Origin of the sequence: Ferroplasma sp., from assembly GCF_031200575.1 — an archaeon.
Classification (GTDB): domain Archaea; phylum Thermoplasmatota; class Thermoplasmata; order Thermoplasmatales; family Thermoplasmataceae; genus Ferroplasma.
The window spans coordinates 647131-664882 of the sequence record NZ_CP133597.1; the positions used below are offsets into that span (position 1 = coordinate 647131).

Annotated in this window: 22 protein-coding genes and 3 tRNA genes; 12 read left to right on the plus strand and 13 right to left on the minus strand. The window is 40.3% G+C overall.

Annotation, left to right across the window (positions count from 1 at the left end):
* The first annotated feature begins 77 nt into the window (after positions 1–77).
* Complete coding sequence (locus RE471_RS03630; protein WP_309215428.1) at positions 78–707, plus strand: 30S ribosomal protein S3ae; 630 nt, start codon at positions 78–80, stop codon at positions 705–707.
* Positions 708–717: 10 nt separating this feature from the next.
* Positions 718–806: transfer RNA gene (locus RE471_RS03635), tRNA-Met, on the plus strand.
* A gap of 110 nt (positions 807–916) precedes the next feature.
* Here RE471_RS03635 and RE471_RS03640 read toward each other — a convergent pair.
* The 4 genes from RE471_RS03640 to RE471_RS03655 all read right to left on the minus strand — a co-directional run bounded on the left by RE471_RS03640 (position 917) and on the right by RE471_RS03655 (position 2875).
* Positions 917–1462 (minus strand): hypothetical protein, encoded by a 546-nt coding sequence (locus RE471_RS03640; RefSeq protein WP_309215429.1) that lies wholly within the window; start codon positions 1460–1462, stop codon positions 917–919.
* Positions 1459–2049, minus strand: a complete 591-nt coding sequence (locus RE471_RS03645) for a hypothetical protein (protein WP_309215430.1) — start codon at positions 2047–2049, stop codon at positions 1459–1461. Before RE471_RS03645 ends, RE471_RS03640 begins: the two co-directional genes overlap by 4 nt.
* Before the next feature lie 72 nt (positions 2050–2121).
* A tRNA-Gly gene (locus RE471_RS03650) sits at positions 2122–2194 on the minus strand.
* A gap of 192 nt (positions 2195–2386) precedes the next feature.
* Positions 2387–2875, minus strand: coding sequence for a DUF2250 domain-containing protein (locus RE471_RS03655; RefSeq protein WP_298277295.1), 489 nt, complete (start codon positions 2873–2875; stop codon positions 2387–2389).
* Between the two features lie 128 nt (positions 2876–3003).
* Between RE471_RS03655 and RE471_RS03660 the strand changes: the two genes are divergently transcribed.
* Positions 3004–4254: a Glu/Leu/Phe/Val dehydrogenase gene (locus RE471_RS03660; protein WP_309215431.1), complete on the plus strand. Its 1251-nt coding sequence runs from the start codon at positions 3004–3006 to the stop codon at positions 4252–4254.
* A 61-nt stretch (positions 4255–4315) separates the two neighbouring features.
* Complete coding sequence (locus RE471_RS03665) at positions 4316–5056, plus strand: DNA polymerase sliding clamp (RefSeq protein ID WP_309215432.1); 741 nt, start codon at positions 4316–4318, stop codon at positions 5054–5056.
* A 1-nt stretch (position 5057) separates the two neighbouring features.
* Here RE471_RS03665 and RE471_RS03670 read toward each other — a convergent pair.
* The 5 genes from RE471_RS03670 to RE471_RS03690 all read right to left on the minus strand — a co-directional run bounded on the left by RE471_RS03670 (position 5058) and on the right by RE471_RS03690 (position 7844).
* Positions 5058–5132, minus strand: a tRNA-Arg gene (locus RE471_RS03670).
* 75 nt (positions 5133–5207) lie between these two features.
* Complete coding sequence (gene ribH, locus RE471_RS03675) at positions 5208–5624, minus strand: 6,7-dimethyl-8-ribityllumazine synthase (protein ID WP_309215433.1); 417 nt, start codon at positions 5622–5624, stop codon at positions 5208–5210.
* Positions 5625–5632: 8 nt separating this feature from the next.
* Positions 5633–6124: a riboflavin synthase gene (gene ribC / locus RE471_RS03680; RefSeq protein WP_309215434.1), complete on the minus strand. Its 492-nt coding sequence runs from the start codon at positions 6122–6124 to the stop codon at positions 5633–5635.
* Positions 6121–6798 (minus strand): 3,4-dihydroxy-2-butanone-4-phosphate synthase, encoded by a 678-nt coding sequence (gene ribB / locus RE471_RS03685; RefSeq protein WP_309215436.1) that lies wholly within the window; start codon positions 6796–6798, stop codon positions 6121–6123. The genes ribC and ribB overlap by 4 nt, the downstream gene beginning before the upstream one ends.
* A gap of 38 nt (positions 6799–6836) precedes the next feature.
* A complete protein-coding gene (locus RE471_RS03690; protein ID WP_309215437.1) occupies positions 6837–7844 on the minus strand; it encodes an amidohydrolase family protein in 1008 nt (335 codons plus the stop codon).
* 120 nt (positions 7845–7964) lie between these two features.
* Between RE471_RS03690 and RE471_RS03695 the strand changes: the two genes are divergently transcribed.
* The 5 genes from RE471_RS03695 to RE471_RS03715 are packed head-to-tail and all read left to right on the plus strand — an operon-like array spanning position 7965 to position 12392.
* Entirely contained in the window at positions 7965–8534 is a 570-nt protein-coding gene (locus tag RE471_RS03695; protein WP_309215438.1) for a dihydrofolate reductase family protein, read from the plus strand.
* Positions 8535–8536: 2 nt separating this feature from the next.
* Positions 8537–9766, plus strand: a complete 1230-nt coding sequence (locus tag RE471_RS03700; protein WP_375379268.1) for an adenosylhomocysteinase — start codon at positions 8537–8539, stop codon at positions 9764–9766.
* 29 nt (positions 9767–9795) lie between these two features.
* A complete protein-coding gene (locus RE471_RS03705) occupies positions 9796–10620 on the plus strand; it encodes a fumarylacetoacetate hydrolase family protein (RefSeq protein WP_309215440.1) in 825 nt (274 codons plus the stop codon).
* Position 10621: 1 nt separating this feature from the next.
* On the plus strand, positions 10622–11161 hold the full coding sequence (locus tag RE471_RS03710) for a 2'-5' RNA ligase family protein (RefSeq protein ID WP_309215442.1): 540 nt from the start codon (positions 10622–10624) through the stop codon (positions 11159–11161).
* A 22-nt stretch (positions 11162–11183) separates the two neighbouring features.
* On the plus strand, positions 11184–12392 hold the full coding sequence (locus RE471_RS03715) for a 2,3-bisphosphoglycerate-independent phosphoglycerate mutase (protein WP_309215443.1): 1209 nt from the start codon (positions 11184–11186) through the stop codon (positions 12390–12392).
* On the opposite strand, the gene rnz is transcribed toward RE471_RS03715, so the two are convergent.
* A complete protein-coding gene (gene rnz, locus RE471_RS03720) occupies positions 12393–13325 on the minus strand; it encodes a ribonuclease Z (protein WP_309215444.1) in 933 nt (310 codons plus the stop codon).
* Positions 13326–13392: 67 nt separating this feature from the next.
* Between rnz and RE471_RS03725 the strand changes: the two genes are divergently transcribed.
* Positions 13393–13680 carry a DUF1805 domain-containing protein gene (locus RE471_RS03725; protein WP_309215445.1) on the plus strand — a complete coding sequence of 96 codons (288 nt, stop codon included), beginning with the start codon at positions 13393–13395 and terminating at the stop codon, positions 13678–13680.
* A 48-nt stretch (positions 13681–13728) separates the two neighbouring features.
* Entirely contained in the window at positions 13729–14202 is a 474-nt protein-coding gene (locus RE471_RS03730) for a hypothetical protein (protein WP_309215446.1), read from the plus strand.
* Positions 14203–14206: 4 nt separating this feature from the next.
* On the opposite strand, the gene RE471_RS03735 is transcribed toward RE471_RS03730, so the two are convergent.
* Complete coding sequence (locus RE471_RS03735; protein WP_309215447.1) at positions 14207–14752, minus strand: hypothetical protein; 546 nt, start codon at positions 14750–14752, stop codon at positions 14207–14209.
* Between the two features lie 134 nt (positions 14753–14886).
* On the opposite strand from RE471_RS03735, the gene RE471_RS03740 reads away from it, so the two are divergent.
* Complete coding sequence (locus tag RE471_RS03740) at positions 14887–15444, plus strand: rubrerythrin (RefSeq protein ID WP_309215448.1); 558 nt, start codon at positions 14887–14889, stop codon at positions 15442–15444.
* 31 nt (positions 15445–15475) lie between these two features.
* On the opposite strand, the gene RE471_RS03745 is transcribed toward RE471_RS03740, so the two are convergent.
* Together RE471_RS03745 and ppcA are read right to left on the minus strand one after the other, a co-directional pair.
* Positions 15476–15898 carry an NUDIX hydrolase gene (locus tag RE471_RS03745; RefSeq protein WP_309215449.1) on the minus strand — a complete coding sequence of 141 codons (423 nt, stop codon included), beginning with the start codon at positions 15896–15898 and terminating at the stop codon, positions 15476–15478.
* 214 nt (positions 15899–16112) lie between these two features.
* Positions 16113–17639 (minus strand): phosphoenolpyruvate carboxylase, encoded by a 1527-nt coding sequence (gene ppcA / locus RE471_RS03750; RefSeq protein WP_309215450.1) that lies wholly within the window; start codon positions 17637–17639, stop codon positions 16113–16115.
* Positions 17640–17752 lie beyond the last annotated feature (113 nt).

Consider the following 17752-nt stretch of genomic DNA (forward strand, 5'->3'; position numbering starts at 1 on the left):
GAAACAATAACCTTATAAATTTATAAGCAATAATGTATTTCACTAATAAGTTAAGCTCAATTAATAAGAGGGATTTAATGGCAGATAGAAGAAGATCAACTACAAAGGATAAATGGAAGGAGAAATCTTGGTACACAATAGTTGCACCATCCTATTTCGGGGAAAAGGAAATCGGTCTTAGTCCTAGCTCTGACCCAAAGTACATGATTGGCAGGACCATTGCAGTTCCAGTTTCAACATTTACAGGGAATTTCAAAAAGGCAAGTTCGATGGTTCTCTTTAAAGTGGATAACTGCGAGGGCAAGAGGTGCACAACCAGGTTCATCGGTCATGAGGTCAGTGATGATACAATTAGGAGAATGGTAAGAAGAAGAAGGGAAAGGATGGATATTGTTACCGATGTAAAAACCAAGGATTTCTTCAACATTGCAGTCAAGCTTGTCCTTGTTGCTGATCAGAAACTTACCGGGACCAAAAGATCTGAGATCAGATCCTCTGTAGTTAATTTCGTTAATGAAAAAGCCTCAGAAATGGAACTGGGACCTTTTGCAAATTATATAATCGGTGACGATGTATATGGAGACCTTGTGAATGCCCTTAAGGATGTCTATCCCATAAGAAAGATTGAAATCAGGAAGACTGAAATTGGACAGCGCGAGGCACCAGAAGCAAACACACAGGAGCCTGTTGAGGCAGTTCCAAACTAATATTTTACATGCCGGGGTGGCTCAGTTGGAAGAGCGTCGGACTCATAAGCCAACAGCTGAGATATCCGAAGGCCTCGGGTTCAATCCCCGACCCCGGCATTATACTTAAATACAAATCCTAACAATTTAATGTATAATCATAATCTAGCCAAACCATGTTTTAGTATTTATGCATCTTAATACAGGCATAAAATTATATGTATAGAAATCTAAGCATAAACTACTATATATGCCATCAGGCTTATTATCGCAACCTGTAATATCAGTTGAACTGTGGCAACCCTTGAAATATTCATCAGGTTTTTTGATACAGTCTCCCTGTTTAAGTTTTCTGAAAACTGTTCCCGGTAAATTTTTAAAGACATGGGTAAAATGAAGAAAATTGTGAGTATGAGCAATAATGCAGCTATGGAAAAAATGCCAATAAATAGCGGATCAAATGAAATTATTTTTTCACGTATTGCCAGTGTAATTCCTGATGAAACAGTAAATATAGATAGTGCCGGAATAAAATAGAGGGTCATAGGTATCAGCCTCCTGGCTATATCTGCCTTAATATTGTTATCTAAACTGTTGATCACTATGAAGAATATTGCGCCCAGAAAAACGTCTGTGCCAGTCCATAATGCGCCATATAATACATGCACATAATCCAGTACAAGAATTCCTGGTGTAATTATTCCTATAGAGAACACTATTGCCAGAACTATAACTGATATCAAACCTGTAGTTGACTCCCGCTGCAGAGAATTCATAGCGGTGCCCCCGTTGCGAAATGCGCCATCAGCGCTATTATGGCTATCTGCAGAATGACCTGGCTTAGGGATAATCTGAGATTAAACATTGTAAGTCTCACAATTTTGTCCTTATCTCTGGCTCCATGGAGTATTTCATTATAAACTCTCAGCTCATTGGGCAGAAATATTCCTATCCCTTGGATCAGAAGTGCGAAGGCTATAACCAGTGCGGCAATTATATATGGGGATGAAAATGGTATGTGCATGGATATGGCGAGATATATTACCGCAGTTATGGTTACAGAGGAAATTGAAGGCATGAAGAAAAGCATTGTAGGGGTAAGCCTCATGGAAATATTTGTTTTTTCAGCATTGTTCAGGCCTTTCATTACATATGAAAAAAAGAGGCCCATGACAAGGTCCATTCCAGTCCACATAGATCCAGACACCACATGCACATATTCAAGAAAGTAGAAGTTATGCAGATACAGTACCACTGCAAGCAGGATTGGGGGTATAAGGAGCATTGGTAGCCCCCTAGACATGGAATTTTTTATATCAAAACGCCTGTCAAAATACACTGATCTGGAGCCGTCTGTTATCACATCTTCAAAATATTATGAAATATAAAAGGATATTTATGGAAACAATTCTATTAAATGTCAATAATAAAGATATGCGAGTGCCGGGATTTGGACCCGGGTTAGTGGCTTGGGAAGCCACTGTGATACCAGGCTACACTACGCTCGCTTTTTTAATTTCTTCTGGGAGTGTTTTCTAAGCCATATTTTAAGTAATTCCATAATCAGCCAGCAATGCTGAACTGCAGGCTTTATATGGTAAACCTTTCCAAATCAAAACGGTTATGTTAAAAATATTTATAAACGTTCCTATGGCAATGTAAATTACAATATCCGGTATTTCTCACAGGAATATGGTTATTTATATCTTTATCTGTCTTCTTCTGGCTAGGTCAAGTACTTTCAATCCCATTTCCGTTGGCTCATAATTTTTATCCATAATACCCATCTCATAGAGCTTCTGGCATTTTTCTGCATTATCCTTCCTTTCCCTTTTCAGGAGGATAAGCCTGAGGCATGGGATATCAACATATTTTATGTACTCCCTCTCTGTCATATCCCGCAGTATATAATGTCCCTTATTTGCAATATGGTAATATGTATGGTGTTTATGAACCTCATTTGTCTTTTTCAATTTTGCCTCTGTCCTTTTTACAGATGAACCTGAATACTTTTCTATGAGCCCCATTGCATAGAGCCTCTCTATGTATATCTGAACCTTATCCTGCGGTATGCTGGTATAAATTTTTATATTTTTGGCATAATCAAGCTTGGCAAGTTCAAAGTGTTTCAGTACCATAAGCATTTCATGATCCATAACAAGCATTTTTTTTATTTCTTCATCCTCCATATATTATTTATAATGTTAACACTCTATAAAAATCTAAGTTATTGCTGGATACGCGTTATCAATTGTCATACAATAGGTGTCAAAGCAAACCTTAAACTACTCCTTCGTGATTTCAACCCGGTGTTTATATGGAAGATTTAGATCCGTTTGATATAGCGCTGGCCCAGCTAAACAAGGCTGCGAAGGTAATGAAGCTAGACAGTGCAACTGTAGATGTGCTGAGTTCTCCCAAGGAGATTCTCCAGGTAAGTATACCTGTAAAGATGGATAACGGCGAAACAAAGGTATTCACCGGATTCAGGGTACACTATAATAATGCAAGGGGGCCAATGAAGGGCGGAATAAGATATTATATAAAAGAAAACCTGTCAGAGGTAAAGGCTCTTTCTGCTTGGATGACATGGAAAACAGCACTTCTGGGACTTCCATTCGGCGGTGCTAAGGGTGGAATTATATGCGATCCGAAGAAAATGAGCAAGAATGAACTTGAAAAATTGAGCAGGGGATACATAGACGCAATTGCTGACTTTATAGGTCCAGAGATTGATGTTCCTGCTCCTGATGTCTACACAACCCCCCAGATAATGGGATGGATGATGGATGAATATGAGAAGATAGTCAGGCATTCTGCTCCAGGCGTCATAACAGGAAAGCCACTTACAGTTGGCGGATCCCTTGGAAGAGGGGATGCCACAGCAAAAGGCGGAATGTACGTTCTGAGAGAGGGGGCAAAATACAAGGGAATCGATCTGTCAAAGGCAAAGTATGCCATACAGGGATTCGGAAACGCCGGGCAGTTCGCTGTTAAGTTCGTGAATGAGATGTTCCACGGAAAGGTTGTTGCAGTTTCAGATTCCAGTGGAGGAATATACAAGGAAAGCGGAATAGATTACAAGGAACTTCTTGAGCACAAGGAAAAGACAGGAACGGTGGAAAACTTCCCCGGGTCTAAGAATATAACAAACGAGGAGCTTCTGGAATCTGATGTTGACGTACTTATTCCTTCCGCAATAGAGGATCAGCTTACAGGTGAAAATGCATCAAAGGTAAAGGCAAAAATAGTGCTGGAGCTTGCAAACGGGCCATCAACTCCTGAGGCTGATGAGATATTCTTCAAGAAAGATATTCTCCTACTGCCAGATTTCCTGTCAAATGCAGGGGGAGTTACAGTATCATACTTTGAATGGGTACAGAACATAACCGGTGATTACTGGACAGAGGACGATGTATACAGCAGGCTTGACCAGAAAATGACTGCCGCAACCAAGGATGTACTGGATGTACATGAAAAATACAAGACCGACCCAAGGACAGCAGCATACATAATAGCCATACAGAGAGTCGTAGACGCCATGAAGGCAAGAGGACTCTTAAATTAATTTTTTGTATTTATTTTTTTGAAAAGAATGTTTATAATATACCTATCTATGTCATGACTATATGACAAGAATGAATATTTCTGTGAAAAATCTAAAAGACGTAGTAGAAATGCTAAACACTGTGGTTACTGAGTCAAAGTTCAAGATAACCCCCTCTGGCATAACTGTCAATGCTGTTGATCCCGCACATGTTGCCATGGTTTCTCTTGAAATACCAAAAAACGTTTTTGCGGAATATGATGTGGAAGCTGAGGAGGAAATATCACTTGACCTTGAGAAGGTAAAAAGCATTTTAAAGCTTGCCTCAAGCAACGATTCCATGGTAATTGTTAAGGACAGGGAAAAATTGAAATTTGAAATAGGGAATATAATAAAGAGTATATCACTGCTGGACAACAACCAGATTACAACCCCAAGAGTCCCCCAGATTGTCGCAGAGGATTATGTGGTAATGATCAAGGGGGAATTCGAAAAGGGGCTCAGGGCAGCAGAGGACGTTTCTGACGCAATAAGGCTCACAATGACCCCTGATAACTTTTCTGCCAGGTCAATGTCAGATGCAGATGAAAGTGAAATGATATTACAGAAGGATATGCTGAAAGAAATCCAGTGCCATGAGACCATAAAATCATCCTATCCACTGGAATACCTTCTGAAATTCATGAGATCAATATCGCCCAGTGAAGAGATAAAGCTTTCATTTAAGAGCGATTATCCCCTTACAATTGAGTTTAATCTTGGTACTGATTCACCTGAAAGAATAAAAGGAAGGTTTCTTCTGGCACCAAGAATGGAATCATAAGCGGGCACGAGGGGATTTGGACCCCTGATTTACAGCTTAGGAGGCTGTTGCCCTATCCATGCTAGGCCACGTGCCCATTTCATAGGTAATTAAACAAAAGCATTTAATTTTTTTTAATTGTATGCCAAAAATATATTTATTGTGGTCAAATTTACAGGGAATTAATTTCCCTTATCATTTTGACACAGCTCTCCATGGCATCCTTTGCCATATCGATTCTGGCCTCAGCCTGCAGCCTGGATTCCCCGGACCCGGAAATGCCCAGTGCAACAGGTTTTTCATATTCCAGTGACAGATCAGTTATCTTCCTGGCAGCGTTATCCATAATAACCCTGTGGTGGTCAGTTTCTCCCCTGATCACTGCTCCAAGGGTAACAACACCATCTATACTGTCCATCTTGAGCAGCTTTTTTATGGCCAGTGGCATATCAAATGTGCCAGGCACCCTGAAAATCTTGGATACCTCGACTCCGAGGAATTTCGCATGATCTACTGCCCTTTCCATCATCATCTCTGTTATATCAAAGTTAAATTCCGCAACAACTATTCCAACTCTTATCTTTTCCATATTATCACCTAATGTTTATGTGAACCAGATCCACCCTCCGTGGCAGGTCCCTTATCCTCAAAACCCTGTCTCAAACCCATACCGGCATTCCTTGTGAGCCTATCCCTGTCAAATAGCAGGTTATATGCGTTCAATGCATGTTCCCTTGCCCTCCTGTCGCAGAGCCATGCAAGCTCTGCATCATTCTTTGCCTCATCCTCATGGACGAAAACCTCTATTATATGCATCTTCTCCTGCAGCTGTACCTCCATGATGCCTGTGGATGCAATCTGGGCAGACATTTTGTCAACAGGCATAGGACCAGGCATTCCAAATGCCATTACCAGGTCGCACTGGTAATCTTCAAACAGAATTTTACAGGCTACAGGAATATCTTTTATACCGGGAACAGTGTACCTTTCCACAACGAAGCCTGTACCATAGGCGTACAGCTCGTCTATTGCAGAACCTGCCATATCGTATCTGGCAAAGGTCGTATCCACTATTCCTATTTTCTTCAATGGTTCTCACTCCATTCACTGATTATTTCCTCACCTGTGGCAAAACCGTATCCATGTTTTCTGGCATAATTTTCTGTCTTATCCCTTGTCATTGATTTCCCATTATCATCCAGCATTTCTACTATTGTGGCTGAGGGGATCAGGCCTGCCTGTTCGACAAGGTATGTACTCAATTCTGTATGCCCACGCCTTCTTGAGAAATACCCATCCCTTGCTATTAAAAGATGTATGTGCCCCGGAGTTCTGAAAACTGACCCAAAACTATCCGGAGATATCTTCTCCACTTTCAAGTCTTTAAGGAAACCGGCAAAATGCTGTACTGTTAGAGACCTATCATTGTCTGATATCCCTGTGAATGTATCCCTTGAATTTATTGTAATTGAAAATGTGCTGTCCTTATCATATTTCATATCCTCTGCATTCAGTATGGATTTGTCCATATCCAGGCATTTCCTGAAAAGGTCCTCAATATAGGGAAGTCCTATTTTTTCTGCATCTGCCTGCTTTACAGTTGTGCATATGAGGCCACCTGCATCTTTCCTCATTATACGTATAATATCTGGAGTAATGAACTGCGATGGTATTACTATATCTGTCTCACCCTCACGGGTATCTGCATCGAATATTAGCACAGGATTTCTGTTCCTGAATGCTGTTATTGCATCTGAGTACATAGATGGGAATTGTCCCAATATATTTAATATTTTAGTATCTACTCAGAAATACGTATAATAGAGGATCTAAAATAATGTTTTTTTGTTACGATCTGGTATTCATTGAGCAGCTGATTTTTAAAGAATAGATATGCCCCACCTGTATCCACCCCATTTTTTTGCAGGAATTTTCTGGGGTTGTCTATTGCAAACTTAAGTATGTCAGATGGGTTAATGTACGTGCTGAAGCGCTGATACCTGTAAAGAAAATCCATCTCGCTGAAGATATCCGGCTCCGTTATAAACACATTATCTGTGCCTATCATCATTTCAATGCCATATTTCATATATCTTCCATAGTCTGGCCGTTTTCCATAAAAAATATTAGATCTTGGGGTTATTGCTACAGGAATCCCTAATTTCCCAAGCAAAGTAAGGTCTCTATCATCTGCCGCTATACCGTGTACCAGGAAAGATGGCTTAAGATCCAGAATTCTTTCAATATCCTCTCTCCTATTCTCGCTGAAATGAAGAGCGAATATCTTTCCCTTTTTTCTGGTTTCTACAGATGCCTTCATTGCCTCCTCATAATCTATATCTGAAATAGAGCTCAGTGCAATTCCATCAGAAGAATCCAGTATCCACTCAAGGGAATCGTTGCCGAATGGCCTGCCAAGAATGACGGGGCGTATATGCCACGGTTTAGACTTCCTGATAAGTTTAACCCCCTTCAGTCCGCCCTCCCTGAAATCAATATATGAAACCGTGCCATTTTCCCGCATAAAACTGTTTGAACTCCTGATTCCCCTGATAATAGAATCCTCACTAGCATGCTCGAGCATTCTATGTTTTAGCCCCCCGGGGCCCACTATATCAGGCAGCGAGCCTGAAGGCTCATCACAAATGAATGAATCGCCTATATGTGTATGGGCATTCACAGGCATTGGCATAATGGTTCCATAAAGCCCATCATTTGCAATACCTTCTTTGAACTCCGGATCTCCGGAGAGATCAATAGTCCCTTGCCTTAACCTTCCATTGAAATATACATGACCGCTGACCCTCATAAACTCACCTCCATTGGATTATTCTGGTACTGTTACTTTTTTTCTATATTGCCAGCAGTTATAAATACTTATTTTTTAGTAGTATCTCAAAATTGTTATATTAGAACATTATTAACCTATATGCTTCCAAGGATAACAATAAACGTTGCCATGTCTTTGAACGGGAAAATATCATCAGAAAGTGGGCGCTATACCATCTCTGACCCAGATGATATGGAAAGGGTATTTTTGCTGCGGAAATCTGTGGACGCCGTGCTCATTGGTGCCAATACTGTTATTGTGGATGACCCTGTTCTCCGTTATTCCAGATGCAGAATAATCCTTGACGGGGAATTCAAGTTATCTGATAAGTATAAAATATTTGATGGGGGTGTGAAAACCTATATAGTTTCCAGGAAAAATAAACACATAAAGAATGCCCAGACCGTTACTGTAAATGATACAGGGATAAAAGGCATAATGGAAAAATTATACTCATTCGGAATAAAATCTGTACTTGTGGAGGGCGGTATGCAGGTTATAAACGAATTCCTGGATTCTAATTTATTCGACCAGTTTTTTGTATATGTCAATCCAGGGCTTATCCTGTCAGGCAAATCGCTCTTTCCAGCCGTGGACAAAAAACTGGAATATACTGTGGAGGAATGTGGCAGGGGAATTCTTTTAAGCATCAAAAGTATATACATATGATTATGATGGAAAGCAATGGGTTTTTAAGATTAAAATGGGCAAGGGACCATATGCCAGTGTCTGCAAATATAAGGGAACGTTTTTTGAGGGAAAAGCCATTTAAGGGTATAAGAATAGCCATGGCATTGCACGTTGAGGCTAAAACAGGCATATTTGCACTTCTACTCTCAGAGGGAGGTGCGGAGGTAAGGCTTGCCTCATGCAACCCCCTGAGCTCCGATGACAGTGTTGTTGAATCACTCAGAAAGGATTATGACTATATGGTATACGCAAGAAAGGGTGAAACAGAAACAGAGTATTATGACAATATTAAGAAAACTGTTGAGGTTGCGCCGGATATCATAATAGATGATGGAGGAGACCTAACAAATCTGGTCGCATCTGACCCTGATCTTGTAAGGAAAGTAATGGGTGGCAATGAGGAGACCACAACCGGAGTTGTTAGGCTCAAGGCAATGGAAAAGGCAGGAGCCCTGAAATTTCCAATGTTCGATGTAAATGATGCACAGATGAAACATTTCTTTGACAATAGATACGGTTCTGGACAGAGTGCCCTGGACGGATTTATGAATGCAACAAACATACTGATAGCAGGAAAAAATGCCCTTGTAGCAGGCTATGGCTATGTAGGAAAGGGAGTTGCAATGCGGCTGAAGGGAATGGGTGCAAGGGTAACAGTCACCGAGGTTGACCCTGTAAAGGCAATAGAGGCAGTCATGGATGGTTTCAACGTTGACCGCATGAATAACGCTATCCGGGATGCTGATCTTCTATTTACAGCCACAGGTATGAAGAATGTAGTTAGCTATGATGATATGCTTGTTGCCAAAAAGGGAATAATAATGGGAAATGTTGGGCATTTCAATAATGAGATTGACTACACCTCACTGGAGAAGAGGAATACAGGTAAGGTCCAGGTAAGGAACCTTGTAACAGAGTACAGGCTTGAAAATGGAAATACAGTGGATCTTATCTCTGATGGAAGGCTTTTAAACCTCGCCGCAGGCCAGGGCCATCCGGTTGAAATTATGGATCTGAGCTTTGCACTTCAGGCTCTTACAGCAGAATACATAGTAAAGCACAGGCAAAATCTATCAAACAAGGTATACCCGGTCCCTGATGAAATTGATAATGAAGTGGCGAGAATTGCACTTGAATCAATGAATTTCAAAATAGACAGCTATACAGAGGATCAGTTGAAATACCTAAACAGCTATGAGGAAGGGACATAGATTTTTATATAATTTTCATATTAATCAACATGAAACTAACTGCAGTTAATATAAACGGGCAGAGGCATCTGGCACTGTATAAAAATGGAATGCTGGCTCTTCTTGATGACTATGGCATAAAAACAACCAGGATTTCCTCTCTCTCCGGTGAGGACTTCAAAAAAATTAATGGTATAGATGATTTTAAGGATTATGACTTTTCATTTGAATCAATAATAGATAGGGAATCAACACTTATGTGCATAGGTCTTAATTATAAAAGCCATGTTTCAGAGCATGAGGGCGGGAAAGTACCAGAAACACCGGTAGTTTTTACCAAATCTAATAATACTTTTGCCGGTAGCGGGGCTACAGTAGAGACCGGAAGTGGATTGAAGGTTGATTATGAGGGCGAGCTCTGTGTAATGATTGGAAAGAAGGCAAGAAATGTCCCGGAAAGGGAGGCCCTGGATTATGTACTTGGATACTTTGCTGGAAACGATGTAAGTTCAAGGCTTATGCAGTATAAGACCACACAGTTTTATCTTGGGAAAAGCTTCGATAACTTTTACCCAAACGGACCATATATATCCATAGATGAGATCAATGACCCGCAGAAACTTAATATACAGACAAGGGTCAACGGGGATCTTAGGCAGAATTCTAACACAGAACTAATGATATTCCCGGTGAATACTCTTATCAGCTACATATCAAAATATATTACATTGAGGCCGGGGGACTGCATTTCAACAGGCACCCCAGCAGGGGTTATAATGGGAATGCCAGAGGAAAAGCAAAGATGGCTGGGAAATGGCGACAGGGTGGATGTTAGCATAGATTCCCTGGGGACATTATCCGCAAGTTTTAAGTGAAATGCAGTACACCCTTATATTAAAGCCACCAATAAACATCCGCAACAGGATAACGAGGATAAAAAAGAATCTGGAGGCCCTTTATGGGTATACAGGGTCACTGAGCTGCAAGGGGGTGCACATAACCATGGCATATCTCAGAAATCCAGAATCCCTGGATATCAATGCCGTGGAAATGATATGTAAAAGTACTTCTCCTTTCTACTTTGACATAGGCGGTGCCGGTTATTTCCAGAAGGAAAAAAATGGTAAAAAATCCTATATTGTATATCTCAGCGTTATACCATCCCCGGAAATGGTGGCATTCCATTCCATGCTTGTTAGATCGCTGGATCTGAATGCCATGGATAGGGGGATATTCGTTCCCCATATTACCCTTATAAGGAAAAATGTTGACGGTACAAGGCTAAATGGGATAATGGAATATGTGAAAAATTTAAATGTCGGTGGCCATTTTTATTCAGAATATCTAATAATGGGTAAAAGAAAAAAACAGAACACCCACTGGCATTTCGAGCATTTTGATTTCAGCAAAATTTAAAAGCATTTCATAATAACAATATATGAAAAATGTCATTCTTTTGATAATGGACGGCCTTGGGGATAGGCCAAATGTGGAACTTGGAGACAAAACAGCGCTCCAGGCTGCTGTAAGGCCAAATTTGAATAAGCTTGCATCCTGTGGGGCCACGGGACTGATGTCGCCGGTATCAACAGGAATTAGGGCCGGGTCTGATACGTCCCACCTTTCCATACTGGGATACGATCCGTTAAAATATTATACGGGAAGGGGCCCGTTTGAGGCACTGGGCCTGGGAATTGAACTGAGGCCGGGAGATATTGCATTCAGGGCGAACTATGCAACAGTCAGTGATGGGAAAGTTGTGGATCGCCGTGCAGGGCGGGTTCACGATACAGACACTCTCTCCTCAGACCTTGAAACCGAGATAGATGGTGTGAAATTCATAGTAAAATCAGGAGTGGAACATAGAGCAGCAGTGGTCATGAGGGGAAAAAACCTGTCGGATAAGGTGTCAGAAACCGATCCGCACTCTATAAATTCTCCACCAGAATTTGCCAGGGCCCTTGAACCGGATGCACAGTTCACGGCAGATGTAATCAATAAATTTCTGTCAAGATCAAGAAAAATACTGGAGGAACATGAATTCAACAGAAAACTTGTCTCACAGGGTAAGATGCCGGCTAATGAAATCATGCTCAGGGGCGCTGGCAGAATACCGGAAATTCCTCCATTTAAAGAAAAATACGGGATGAAGGCGGCGTGCATATCAGGTACACCCCTGATAAGGGGTATAGCAGGGCTGGCAGGATTTACCAACATAAAAGTTGATGGTATGAACGGAAGAATAGATACAAACTACAAAAACATAATTTCTGCTGCAGTTGATGCCCTTGGTGAATATGATTTTGTGCTGGTAAATATAAAAGGCACCGATATTGCAGGCCATGACAAAAAGCCTGAGTTAAAAAAATACGTGATAGAACAGGTAGATTCTGTCATAGACCCACTGCTGGGCAGGCTCAATGATACACTGGTAGTGGTTACAGGAGACCACAGCACGCCCTGCTCCTATGGAGACCATACAGGTGACCCAGTCCCTATAATGTTTTCAACACATGGAATTCTAAATGATAATGTCAGGTGTTTTGATGAGCTCAGTGTCTCCACAGGTTACTATAAAATCAGCAGCAACGACATTATGCCCATTATCATGTCCTACTCTGACAGGGCCGAAAAATACGGTGCATAATTATTCCATTTTAATTATTTCTTCTGGCTTGTTAACGTCATAGGCGAGAAGCTCGTGGCTCAGGAATGATTCAGGAAAAACCGACCTCGCATCTTCCAGGAGAACGTTCAGGTCGTTATACCTTGAGCTATAATGGAATAAAAATAATTTTTTTACTGATGCCTTAAGTGCTATTTCCGCAGCCTGCTTTGAAGAGGTATGGCCATATTCGTTCACTGTTGGCTCCATGGACGAATCCATTGTTGTGTCATGTATGAGCACATCTGCATATCTGGCAAATTCCGGCATGTCCCTCACCGGTCTTGTGTCACCGGTATATACAATCTTTCTTCCGCGCTTTATGCCCTCTGCCATATCCCTTAATTCATATTTTTTGCCGGCTATTGTTACACTTCCCTCATTGCGCAGCTCCTCAAGCCGGTAAACCGGGAACCCGGCCTCGTCCACCTTCTGCCTGTCTATCTTTACCAGATCTTTTTCCTGAAGTGAGTATGTTACTGATGGCACAGTGTGGTCATTGGTCATGCTTTTTATGGTAAATTTTCCGAAGTCATACACCATTCCAGGAGTGACTGTGTATACATTTATGTTATAGGTTATTCTGCTATAACCCAGGTTCATAGCATTTCTGATAAATGTGGGAGCACCAGGAGGGCCAAATATATTAAGGTCTTCCGTACGCCCTAAAAACGCAAGGGAATTAAGCAGCCCCGGCAATCCAAGAAAGTGATCTGCATGGAAATGGGATATAAATATATTTTTTAATGACATAAATGATATACCACTTTTCATAAACTGTTTCTGTGTACCCTCCCCGCAGTCGAAGAGATTCAGCATATCATCCACCTGAACTGCCACCGCAGGCAGGGCCCTTCCGGGCTTTGGCATTGATCCTCCAGTCCCAAGAAAGGTAATTCTTATATTGGATGCCATATATCTGTATTTATTGATAATATATTATTTTTGATAAATTAATTATATTCTTTCGTTATGTATTGTTATGATAAACCAGGAAGTAGAAATTGGGAATAAGAAATACCAGTATATAAATGAAAAGCTCGGCAGGAAGGCACCCATGATAGTTATCAAGGGAGAGGTCGGTTATATTATGTGTGGATATCTGAATATAGATGCCGCCAACTCGCTTGGGGATACAGCAGTACGCGTAACCGGGGTAAATGATATCAACGATGTTCTGAATAGCCAGGTAAATTCCTGTACGGATAACGCCGCCAGGCTCGGGATCAAGCCAGGAGATAAAATAATGGATATTATAGGTAAACTTTAGAAATATGGTAAACCAGTAATCTTATATACTGGTTTATAATATATCTTTATGGCAAACGAGAATAATGAAAATGAAACCACACCAGAAGACGAAAAGATAGTAAGAAAGACAATATCAATAAAGGGCGTGAGCGCTGACCTGTATAAAAGGATACAGAAGGTATCAACTGAAACTGGAAAAACCATAGGCCAGGTTACAGATGAAGCATACAGGTCATTTATGGGCACTGTAGAGAACGCAAAGCGCCTGTCTGATGGATTTGTAAAGGGCATGAAAGAAGGCTCATCCCAGTATATAGAAAATATTAAAGAACTTGAGATAACCGGAGATGACCTGCAGGAAATTGGAAGAAAGATAATCTTCAAAAATATAGATACCCTGACATTCAAAAACATTGACAATGATATGTTTGACAGATATGTTAACGCTATAATAATGGTAAAGACCGTAAATATACCAAAATCTGTGAGCAAGGCAAGGGTGCTTTTAAAGGGAAGCTTTATAGACAGAATTGTCCAGTAATGGACTATAAATTCTTTTCCCTGTAGAAAAATGCACTTTCAACATCAGTAATAACGGTATCAAAACTATTTTTTTCTTTTTCAATGTACCGGTATATTTCCATATGCAAGGGATTCCAGTATTTTTCAATGTAGTTATGGTTGACGGATTCTATAAATTTATTCTTAACCTTGAAGATGCTATCGGTGATTTCAGAATTTACAGTTTCGGGGTTCTTCCAGTATCCTGTTAAATATGAATCTATAACCGTCTCAATTATGTCAGTAATGTTCTTTTTGGTAATATCCTCGGCGTTCTGTGACTTTAAAGCATATTTCTCAGAGAGTCCATAATATTTCTGATAATCTATTTTTGGGAAATGCACGTTGAATTTCTCCTGTAGCATCTGTATTTCAATATAATCTTCTCTGTTATTAACAAAATTTTTCTCCGAGGTATATGTAACTATCAGGTTTTTGGGATTATTCTTCATAATGTACCTGATAAAGTCCTCATAGGAATACCCAGCAGTTTTTCCATGCAGTTTGCCTATGGTTGAAATTATATTCATAACATGTTATGCTATGCTAGCATTTAAAACTAATTTCGCATCTCCAGTATGGCTATTCCCGTAAACAGTTATAATTAACTCATAGGTATGAAAGATAACTATTTATACATTTAATCATTGTTAAATTGATTAAAATGTCAGTGTTAGGTGAAAAGACAGAAGCTGGTCTTAAAGATCTCTTGACAGCCAATGCAGAAGACCATATGAGACTGAATGCAGCAGCCAGTTATTTCGAGAAGATGGGGGACTACAAAACAGCAAAGGAATTAAAGGACAAGGCAAATGTTGAGCTTGGGCATTTCAATGCAATTTTCGCAACCCTTGTAAAATACGAAGGCATAAACGGTCTGGTAAATGGCATGGCAAAGGAAGAAACAGAACAGCACGTTTCTGAGTACACAAACGTAGCCAATGCTGCAAAGGCAGAGGGCCACGATGACATAGAAGCAATGTTATGTGCATTTTCCGAGCAGGAGAAGGGCATAGCTGAAACTCTTAACAGGGTCGGTATGCAGAGAATGATCTCGGATATGGCAAAGGAAGAAACAGAACAGCACGTTTCTGAGTACACAAACGTAGCCAATGCTGCAAAGGCAGAGGGCCACGATGACATAGAAGCAATGTTATGTGCATTTTCCGAGCAGGAGAAGGGCATAGCTGAAACTCTTAACAGTGCCAAAAAAGCTTTCTAAAAACAATCCAAAATATTTTTATACATATTATTCAACATCTTTTTTCTATTATATGTATGGGTTTTACAGAATTAATCATTTTGGAAATGAATTCCCTTGTACTTTTATTGACAGAATCTCCCAGGTCCTGCATATCAAAATAGGCAGCTTTAAGTGCATCTGATCCAGGTTTGATATCCCCATTCACCGGGATGCAAATATAGTCAAGTATTATGTAATGAAAATATTCTGTAATAATCTCTGATATCCCGGCCAGATCCCTTACCTCAACATCCAGTGAAAGTTCCTCATTTATCTCCCGTTTCAATCCATCTTCAAGCGTTTCGTTTAATTCAAGTTTCCCACCAGGTATTGCCCACTTATATCTGTCAGGTTCATCACGCCTTAGTGTCAAAAGAATTTTATTATCCTTCAGGATAATCCCACCAACCGCGACTCTAGGATACCTTACCATTGTTATATATCCGCTTAATTTATTTATATATTCCCCGGGGTTTTCAGTGTATGTGTGCCTATAATCACCACTTAATATTAGCATATCTGGATAGCCCATCTACATGAAAACTCTATCATTGGCGGAATAAGAAATAATTCCGTTAAAGTATATATTTCCTTAATAGTGAAAGGAGACATATGCTGGTGTATGGCACCATTATCCTGCTTATCCCTCATCCCACAAATTTTCTAAGAAGTGCCATTTCATAAGCATATCTCCCGACCTCATCGAATTTTTTGTTTTTGAATGCAAGAAGCAACAACGTGGAAAATATGTTATGTTTTTCCACACTGTATGAACTGTCTGTGGATACTCCTACATTGCTTTCTATATACCTGATGTCCTCCCTTATCATTTTTATTATATCAGAGTCAATGCCCCAGATATCTGTTAGGTATTTCAGTGATTCATAATTGAAATATCTGGAGCTCGAGCGTAGGTCAAAATACATATTTTTGTAGTTCTGGTCCAGCAATGCGTGGTATTCCTCAGGCAACCCCGCGAGCACTGATGCTCCCAGTATCTCCGGCGGTATTCCCAATGAATAAAGTGCGCCGACAAATGCAATGGCCCTTGGGAGCCTGGCACTTCCTGTGCTTCGTGAATACCCGAAAAGCCCTGTATGTAATTTCCTTGTTCTCCTTTTCGGGAGGTAGGTTGTAATATCATTAATTGGTTTTGATATTCCCTCTATTATTTTCTGAAATCTTGAAGAATACAGGTCTATTATATGTTTTATAATTATTTCCTGATCCCTATCAAATAAATTAGGAATAACAGGCTTATGGGCATTGATCATGGAAACAGCCTCCTTAACTGATACTTCGCTATAGTCATACCTGAAGGCCGACTGCACAGAGAATGTATAATATGAATCATATTCAGACAGGGCCCTCTTAATGTTGTCAGGGCCCAGGTTGCCTCTGAATGGTGAGGAACCTGCCCCGATAATTGGATAAAGTTCCATTCCTGTTTTCTCAGAAATTCTGTACATTCCAGATACAGCATATTTTGAAAGCAATGTTGCAGGTATCATCCCATAGTTCATGGCAGGATCTGACCTTGCTATAAAGACCCTCATATAATGGGGTTTTATGATTTCACTGTATTTTCCAATTATAGACTCAATGTTAAATATAGAATCCCTGTCTTCTATGAGGGGTATCAGATTTATTTTCTCAGGCATTACTTTTCCGGTAATGTCCTGAACACGCACATCATCGTAAAGTTTAATATTCTCGGAATCCACAATACCTTTTTCATAGAATTTCACCACATTTAGCATACTCCTGTAATCTGTGGTGAATGGGAGTATAACCTCGAATACAGGTGCAATATCCCGTTCGTACACCCTCCTGGCCACATCATAATTCAGAGGTATGCTGCTGAGGGTTTCGTTCAGTATTTTTCTTTCCGCCCCCTCAATGAGTGGATTCGGAACCCTGTATGTCAGGAAAATATCCCTCCCGAGAACATTTTTATCAAAGAATTCTCTGTCTTTCGAAAATAATTTTCTTATAACATGCGTGTCAACATCCTTGCCCTCAGCATCCCACATAACCTCCTGTATTCCTAGGTACTTGTATGCAATATACGCCTCTTCTATTTCATCCTCGTTTGAAATTATACTCCTGCCACTGGCCCATGAAGGCATCTTTGCATTGTCGGGATGCTGTGTGGACATAGTCTTAGGTATCATGACTTTAACATGGAAAACTATTATAAATAAAAATGGCTGGAAAAAATGCCAGTTATCTCATATCCTGGAATGAGAAACTACAGATGGCGGAAAACTGGTAAATTATATTAAAC

Bases quoted from the DNA above. Each gene is read 5' to 3' on its own strand.
- RE471_RS03630 (WP_309215428.1), top strand. From the start codon at position 78: ATGGCAGATAGAAGAAGATCAACTACAAAGGATAAATGGAAGGAGAAA.
- RE471_RS03640 (WP_309215429.1), bottom strand. From the start codon at position 1,462: ATGAATTCTCTGCAGCGGGAGTCAACTACAGGTTTGATATCAGTTATA.
- RE471_RS03655 (WP_298277295.1), bottom strand. From the start codon at position 2,875: ATGGAGGATGAAGAAATAAAAAAAATGCTTGTTATGGATCATGAAATG.
- RE471_RS03660 (WP_309215431.1), top strand. From the start codon at position 3,004: ATGGAAGATTTAGATCCGTTTGATATAGCGCTGGCCCAGCTAAACAAG.
- RE471_RS03665 (WP_309215432.1), top strand. From the start codon at position 4,316: ATGACAAGAATGAATATTTCTGTGAAAAATCTAAAAGACGTAGTAGAA.
- ribH (WP_309215433.1), bottom strand. From the start codon at position 5,624: ATGGAAAAGATAAGAGTTGGAATAGTTGTTGCGGAATTTAACTTTGAT.
- ribB (WP_309215436.1), bottom strand. From the start codon at position 6,798: ATGTACTCAGATGCAATAACAGCATTCAGGAACAGAAATCCTGTGCTA.
- RE471_RS03690 (WP_309215437.1), bottom strand. From the start codon at position 7,844: ATGAGGGTCAGCGGTCATGTATATTTCAATGGAAGGTTAAGGCAAGGG.
- RE471_RS03695 (WP_309215438.1), top strand. From the start codon at position 7,965: ATGCTTCCAAGGATAACAATAAACGTTGCCATGTCTTTGAACGGGAAA.
- RE471_RS03700 (WP_375379268.1), top strand. From the start codon at position 8,537: ATGATGGAAAGCAATGGGTTTTTAAGATTAAAATGGGCAAGGGACCAT.
- RE471_RS03705 (WP_309215440.1), top strand. From the start codon at position 9,796: ATGAAACTAACTGCAGTTAATATAAACGGGCAGAGGCATCTGGCACTG.
- RE471_RS03710 (WP_309215442.1), top strand. From the start codon at position 10,622: ATGCAGTACACCCTTATATTAAAGCCACCAATAAACATCCGCAACAGG.
- RE471_RS03715 (WP_309215443.1), top strand. From the start codon at position 11,184: ATGAAAAATGTCATTCTTTTGATAATGGACGGCCTTGGGGATAGGCCA.
- rnz (WP_309215444.1), bottom strand. From the start codon at position 13,325: ATGGCATCCAATATAAGAATTACCTTTCTTGGGACTGGAGGATCAATG.
- RE471_RS03725 (WP_309215445.1), top strand. From the start codon at position 13,393: ATGATAAACCAGGAAGTAGAAATTGGGAATAAGAAATACCAGTATATA.
- RE471_RS03730 (WP_309215446.1), top strand. From the start codon at position 13,729: ATGGCAAACGAGAATAATGAAAATGAAACCACACCAGAAGACGAAAAG.
- RE471_RS03735 (WP_309215447.1), bottom strand. From the start codon at position 14,752: ATGAATATAATTTCAACCATAGGCAAACTGCATGGAAAAACTGCTGGG.
- RE471_RS03740 (WP_309215448.1), top strand. From the start codon at position 14,887: ATGTCAGTGTTAGGTGAAAAGACAGAAGCTGGTCTTAAAGATCTCTTG.
- RE471_RS03745 (WP_309215449.1), bottom strand. From the start codon at position 15,898: ATGGTAAGGTATCCTAGAGTCGCGGTTGGTGGGATTATCCTGAAGGAT.
- ppcA (WP_309215450.1), bottom strand. From the start codon at position 17,639: ATGATACCTAAGACTATGTCCACACAGCATCCCGACAATGCAAAGATG.